The sequence below is a fragment of the Kitasatospora sp. NPDC101801 genome (genome assembly GCF_044766665.1).
Classification (GTDB): Bacteria; Actinomycetota; Actinomycetes; order Streptomycetales; family Streptomycetaceae; genus Kitasatospora.
Genome location: NZ_JBIWML010000083.1, coordinates 1 through 6374 on the forward strand (window position 1 = coordinate 1; position 6374 = coordinate 6374).

General features: G+C 70.3%; 6 protein-coding genes. All 6 read right to left on the reverse strand.

The features are described from left to right. Positions 1-241: 241 nt before the first annotated feature. Complete coding sequence (locus ACIRPK_RS36600; protein ID WP_403047219.1) at positions 242-919, reverse strand: Fic/DOC family protein; 678 nt, start codon at positions 917-919, stop codon at positions 242-244. A gap of 2 nt (positions 920-921) precedes the next feature. Next, positions 922-1128 (reverse strand): antitoxin VbhA family protein, encoded by a 207-nt coding sequence (locus ACIRPK_RS36605; RefSeq protein WP_403047221.1) that lies wholly within the window; start codon positions 1126-1128, stop codon positions 922-924. Between the two features lie 221 nt (positions 1129-1349). After that, complete coding sequence (locus tag ACIRPK_RS36610; RefSeq protein ID WP_403047224.1) at positions 1350-2030, reverse strand: hypothetical protein; 681 nt, start codon at positions 2028-2030, stop codon at positions 1350-1352. Further along, complete coding sequence (locus ACIRPK_RS36615) at positions 2027-2581, reverse strand: hypothetical protein (protein WP_403047226.1); 555 nt, start codon at positions 2579-2581, stop codon at positions 2027-2029. The genes ACIRPK_RS36610 and ACIRPK_RS36615 overlap by 4 nt, the downstream gene beginning before the upstream one ends. Before the next feature lie 102 nt (positions 2582-2683). Next, the gene (locus ACIRPK_RS36620; RefSeq protein WP_403047228.1) at positions 2684-4516 is read right to left on the reverse strand and encodes a ParB/RepB/Spo0J family partition protein; all 1833 of its coding nucleotides are present in this window, start codon (positions 4514-4516) and stop codon (positions 2684-2686) included. A gap of 694 nt (positions 4517-5210) precedes the next feature. Further along, positions 5211-6179 (reverse strand): alpha/beta fold hydrolase, encoded by a 969-nt coding sequence (locus ACIRPK_RS36625; protein ID WP_403047229.1) that lies wholly within the window; start codon positions 6177-6179, stop codon positions 5211-5213. Positions 6180-6374 lie beyond the last annotated feature (195 nt).

The window sequence follows — 6374 nt, forward strand, 5'->3', positions numbered from 1 at the left end:
GAAAGAACGCAGCGCCGAAGGCGCTTCCGCCCCCGCCGCCGCAGGCGGCCGGCGGCAACGCCGCCCAACAACACCGCCGCGCCAACGGCGCGACCACTCCCCCGGACGGTGTTTCGAGGCAGGTGGCGTCTCGTCTACGCTGGAGGTTCTGCACGCCCCGCCTGCGGGGTGCTGTGGTCTCTGGCCGGTGGACCGTGCCAACCCGCTCGCGGGGGTGTCCACCGGCCGTCCGCGTTCCGGGTCAGGGCCGGATGGTCGGTCGGTTCAGCGTTTGGACCGGCGGGGGTTGGATCAGCTGAGCCGGGGCCGTGGTCCTGGTGGTCGACGTGGTCCTGGTGGCCGGCTGCTCGACGGTGAGGTCTGCGAGCATCGCGCGGAGAGGGCCGGTGTTGCCGTTGAACGATGCGATGGACGCCAACGTGTTGCGGTCGGGATCAAGCCGGGTCCAGTCGATCGGGTGTCCGGCGTCGGCGGCGAGCTGGCCAAGGAAGGCCCGTTGTGCCCGGCCGTTGCCCTCCCGGAACGGGTGGAGGGCGTTGACGTCGCCGTAGAGGTCGGCAAGGCCGGTGAGGAACTGGTCACGGTCGAGGCCACGGAGGTGGTCCTGGCGGCGGGCGAGGCGACCGAATGTATCGGCAGCGAAGTCAGGGATCATCCGGACGAGGCAGAACTGGGTGTTGCCCTTGGCGATCTCGATCGAGCGGACGTCGCCCGCCCACGGGTAGATGCTCCCGAAGACCTCGCGGTGGAAGCTCTGGAGGTGGGCGAGGTCGTACCGGCCGGGGACGGGCTTCTCGGCGATCCGGGTGAGACGGGCGGCAGTGATGTCGGCTTCGGCAGCGGCGAGGGCCTGGGGGTCGGTGATGCCCAGCCGGTTGCGCAGGACGCCACTGTCGGGGTCGGCGTAGGGGTCGGCCATCGTCAGGGGGCCGGCCGCTCGACATCAGGCACGCGGTGACGGGCTTCGGCACGCTGCACCAGCTCGTCGGCGGTGATCCGCCCGGCCGCGTACTCCTCCGCGTCGGTGAGGTACTCCGCGCTGGGGGTGAGGCCCTCGGCTCGGAGCGAGCCAGTGGCGGAGGAGACCGCTCGGCGGCGGGCCTCCGGGGAGGGGGCGGGGTGGTGCATCGGGTTGCTCCTCGGGTTCGCGCCGTGCGGGCGCGGTTCTCTCATCAGCGTACGTCCCTGCGGTGGGCACGTTGGTGCCCGGATGGTCGGCGGGTCCGTGGCGGCAGGGGGTCGGCCCCGGACGGCGGAGGCGGGCGCTGGGGAGGGGGCTCGATGCCCCCTCCCCAGCGGTGCCGGCCGCCCGGCCGCCCGACCCGTGTCGTCGGATCGGGCGGCCGGTCTCAGGCAGCGAGCTGCTGGTGCTGGACCAGCAGAGCGGGCGGAGTCTGGGCTCCGTCCGCTCTGCTGGCCGCTTCCTCGATCACGATGGCTTGGACGGCCGCCCGGGTCTTCTCCTGCGTGATCTTCTCCTGGAGCTTGGCCGCTTCGCCCTCCAGCTCGGTGATGGTCCGCTGGTGGTGACGGTGCCGGGCGGGGGCGTGGTGCTCGTCGTGGGCGCGTCGAAGCTCGTCGGCCCACGGGCGGGACAGCATGTGCTGGGTGATCGCGTGGACGATGGCGGCTGTCCTGCGCTGGGTGCCCTCCGGCGCGCTGGGGCTGTAGTGGCCCCCGATCTCGCGCCGGACGCCCAACCACCGGTGATTCGTGGGGCTCATCGACTCGGGGTGGAAAACAGCCTGGTCGGCGAGTTGGACGCCGTAGACGGTCGGCGCGTCCTGGTAGTGCTTGGTGAACGGGCTCTTGTCGGGCTTGCCGTAGGTGACCTGGATCGCGTTCCCGTCGCAGCACCGCGTGTAGTAGTGGCCGGACGCCCACCCCAGGGTGATCGTGCCGCCCAGCTCCGGGATTCTGTAGAGGGCGGCACCGATCTCCCAGTCCAGGGTGATCGTGGCGTGCATCCGGTAGCCGCCTTCGGTGACGAGGGTGACGTACTGCGGGCCGGTCGGACGAGCGTCGCTCATGCCGCCGCCTCGGCGAGCACCGGAGCCGCGATGTCATCGAAGCGGGGCAGCGATCCGGCCGCCAGCTCCTCGACGGAGGGGAGGTTGTCCCACTGGCGCGTGGCGTGGCGGTAGGCGGTGGTCCAGAGGTTGAGCTGGCCGGTGAACGCCGCCTTGTCGGTGATCACGGTGAGCAGGCCCCCAACGCTGATCCGCAGCTGGGGCGCGCCGGTCGGGCTGAGCCTCGCGGGCAGAGTCTCGATAACTGCCGGGGGCACGGGCCGGTCAAGGCGCAGGTGTCCGGACACCTGCCCGTCGGGCTCGGGGACGGTGCCGGACTTCGCCCCGGCGAACAAGCGGGCGGCGTGGTCGGCAGCACTGGTCCACGCCTTGTACGCCTCGTACGCGGGCTGCGGGTGAGCCAGACGCACTCGGACGGACGGCATGGTCAGCAGGATGGTGCGGGCGATCAGCACCGCGTGGGCTTCGTGGTGCCCGGCGAGATGGACAGCGAGGTCGGCTCGGACCGTGGGCGGTCGGTGGTCGGTGGTGGTGGCGAGGTGCAGATGCACGGGTCCTCCGGCGAGTGGTGGTGTGGTCAGCAGGGCCGGGGGTGTCCGGTGCCATCGGACACCCCCGGCTGTTTTCAGACAGGGGGTCGCGTCCCCATGGGTCTAGGCGGCGATGGCCTCGTTGATCTCCGGGTAGAGCGCCTCCCAGTCCTTCTCCAAGTCGTCAGAAGCGGTGCCCGCGATGGCCGCCAGGTGCCGACTCAGCTCGTCTCCCGTCTCCTCCTCGACCCCGGCGTCCTCGTCGGCGGCCAGCTCCGGCCCGCCCGTCTCCTCCTCGACCCCGGCGTCCTCGTCGGCGGCCAGCTCCGGCCCGCCCGTCTCCTCCTCGACCCCGGCGTCCTCGTCGGCGGCCAGCTCCGGCCCGCCCGTCTCCTCCTCGACCCCGGCCTCCTCGTCTTCGTCTTCGTCTTCGTCTTCGTCAGCCTGCCGGGCAGCGTCCGCCGCCGCCTTCTCGGCGGCCCGCGCTTCCGCCTCGGCGATCTGTGCCGAGAGATCAGCCACCAACTCGGCCTCAGAGGCGTCCAGTTCGTAGCCGTAGGCCACCAGGAACTCGAACCAGTCCAGCACGGCCCACTTGTCGCCGTAGCCGGAGATGGTCTGCCGGACCGCACGCTCCGCCCGAACCGCAACGACGGCCAGCAGCGCCAGCGGCAGGCGTGCCTCAGCCATCCGTCGGGTGAAGCGCTCGAACCGGTCGCTCGGGTCGTCGTCGCCCGGCGCGTTCAGGTAGGCCAGTGCCTCGGGGCTGGCCTCATCCGCCCCCCGCGTGTAGAGCAGCCGAAGAACCTTCTTCGTCATCCCCTTGGGCACCTTCTTCGAGCGGCAAAGTTCCTGGATGTACTCCGCCCGCACCTCCTGGGAGATGGCCAGCGCCTCCCTGCGCTCGCGGGCGGCCTGCTCCGCCGCTGCCTTGGCGGCCGACTCCTCGGCGCTGAGGAAGTTGTAGGAGCCAGAGACGTGGTGCCCGTACTTGTGTGGATCGCGGCAGAGGAACGTGGCCTTGAGGTCTCCGTCCTCGCGCTCGTTGAAGAACGCTGCATGCCCCGCGCAAGCTGCGTGGGTCTCGGGAGTCAGAACCACGCCGTCAGCATCGGCAAGGCGGTTGACGTTCACCTCGCGCGACGATCCCCAGCCGAACCCTTCGGGCTCGCCGACCATCCGGACGTTGGCCGCAGCGAGCGCCTGGGCGGTCTCTGCCCGCACTGTCGCCCGTTCCGCCTTCCGTCGCTCCTTCTTGATCGCCCAGCTCAGACTGTGCCCGTTCTCGATCTTGGCGAGGAGTCGCTTGTACGCCTTCGGGTCGCCCTCGAACTCGGCCAGGGCCTCGGCCTGCTCGAAGGTCATCTCGCCCTTGTCGACAGCGGAGCGGGCCACCTTCGGCATTCCGGCCAGCGCGATCGACGCGCGGACCTTCTTCGGGTCCTGGGCGACCCGAGTGGCGATCTGGTCCGCGTCGAGCCCGAGTTCGATGGACAGTTGCGCGTAGGCGTCGCCGATCTCGCTCTGCTTCATGTCCTCCCGGTGCATGTTCTCGATCAGCTGCGCGATGATGCGCGCCTCTTCGGCGGTGAGGTCGCTGCGCACGATGACGTCGACCAGGCGACCGGCCTCGATCGCGCCCTTGGCCCGGCGGTTGCCGAGGATGATCGCGATCCCGTCCTCATGAGGGGTGGCGATGATCGGCTGGTAGAGGCCGTTCTCCGCGATGGAAGCGACGAAGTCGGCGGTCAGTTCGGCCTTTCGGACGTTGCGGGTGAACGTCAGCTCCGTCGGGTCGACGTCTTCGAGAAGCACCTTCGCCGAGCTCTCGGCCTGGCCGGTGAGGCCGTCGGGGCCATCGCTCGGCTCGGCAGCGAAAGCGGCGGTCGGCTCGTTCAGGTCCGGCGAGGCGACCTCGTCGGACAGCAGCTCAACGGGGGCGAATGCGGTGGTCAAGAATCCTCCAACAGGTGCATGGTCTCTGTCCGTTGGTCGGGGGTGCCATCCCCTCCCAACAAGGACAATATTACCTCGTTGGGAGTTTCTGGTCAAGCTTGAAGGCGTGGTTCGGCATGCCGGTCGGACGACTGACAGGCCGTCAGATCAACGGGCGCACCTCCCCCGTCCCCCCGATAGCTGCCTGGGGTCCGGGGCAAAGAGGTCGTCCGGGTCAAGGGCCGGCCGCAGGCCGGTGGCGCAGCCACGCGAAGCGCCCTTGAGGCGGGCGGCCGGCTCCGGATACTGGGCCGCGGGAGGGGGGCCGGGGGAACCGCGCAGCGGGGCGCCCGGACCAGAAAGAACGCAGCGCCGAAGGCGCTTCCGCCCCCGCCGCCGCAGGGCGGAACCTGCCGGTCAGGGCGTACTGGCAGGGCCTGCTGGCTCGTCGGCACCTGGCGGAGGGTGCGGATTGCTCGATCTCTCACTGCTGGTCAACTAGTGGGCCGGGCGTGCTGTCAGCGGCCAAGATCATCTCCCCGTGTACGGCCAGCGATTCCCCAGTGGCGGTCCCCACTGGCGGCCACTTGAGCTCCCCGCTGACGCGCAAGTGGAAACGCACGGTGACGGTCGACGGCCCGGCTGGCTCCCGCTCGGTGCGCGAGCTACTGCGCCTGGGCCGTCCGACGGCCGGCTGTGCTGTGCTGTTCTCGGTTCAGGGCAGGGTCTTGATCCAGTCGGTGATGACGTCGACGTACTGCTGGGCCATGGGCTCGTGCATGGTGTGCGGGGCGTCGAGCGGGGTGTAGGTGACGGGCTGGCCGGTGGATTCCAGCAGGCGGCGGGCCTGGGCGGCCTGGATGTCGGTCATGGCGCCCATGAGCTGGCCGGTGTCGGGGTCGGTCATGTGGAAGTGGTGGGTGAGCAGGACGGGGGTCCTGACCTGGGCGAGCATCGTGGCGTGGTCGACTCCGGCGTTGGCGGTGTCGTCGGCCCACGCCTGGCCCCATTCGGGGTCGTACTCCTTGAGGTGCTGCACCGGGGTGGGGGATGCGCCGGATTCGGGGTTGCCGTCGCCCATCATGAAGCCGATGCCCGGGTGCAGGAACGCGGGCAGTTCCTCGGGGGCTGCCTTGACCATCCCGGTCCAGTCGCCGATGGACCACTGCGGGCCGAGCCACTTGGCCCACAGCGCGAAGATCGGCCCCAGCGTCTGCATCATCCCGGGCCCGTACGGCGGGGCAGCCTGGGAGGAGAACAGCGGCGGGTCCTCCATGATCGCGCCCCGGACCAGGCCGGGCTTGCCGTAGGCGGCCACGTAGGCGGCGATGACGCCTCCGGAGGAGTTGCCGGCCACGATCGCGGGGCGGCCGATGACCAGGTCGATGAACCGCTCGACGTCGGCGCCCCAGGTGCCCAGGTTGTAGCGGCCCGGGGTCCAGGTGGAGCGGCCCTGGCCGCGCAGGTCGATCGCGAACACCCGGAACTGCGAGCTGAGCAGCCCGATCGCGTCCTCGTAGCCCCACCAGGACTCGCCCTGTGCGGGGACCAGCAGCAGCGCGGGCGCGTCCGGGTCGCCCTCGGCGACGTAGTTCATGCGGATCTCGCCCAGGTCAACCAGTTGCTCGGTGAAGCGGTGCGGGACGAAGGTGCTCGCGCGGTCGGCGGCCTCGGACATGCCCATGTCTGTACTCCTTGCAGGTGCGGCTTGTAGCTCAGGGTCGCTGGGTGGCTACCTGTTGCCATCCTCGATGCGAGACGCCGCGTCGGCGACCCAGATGGAACCTAGTGCCGCATCAGGCAACGTTCGCCTCGTTCTTACCGGTCGAGTGCGGATCGTGCGGGACACGTAGTCTCGCGGGATGCATTCTCACCTGAG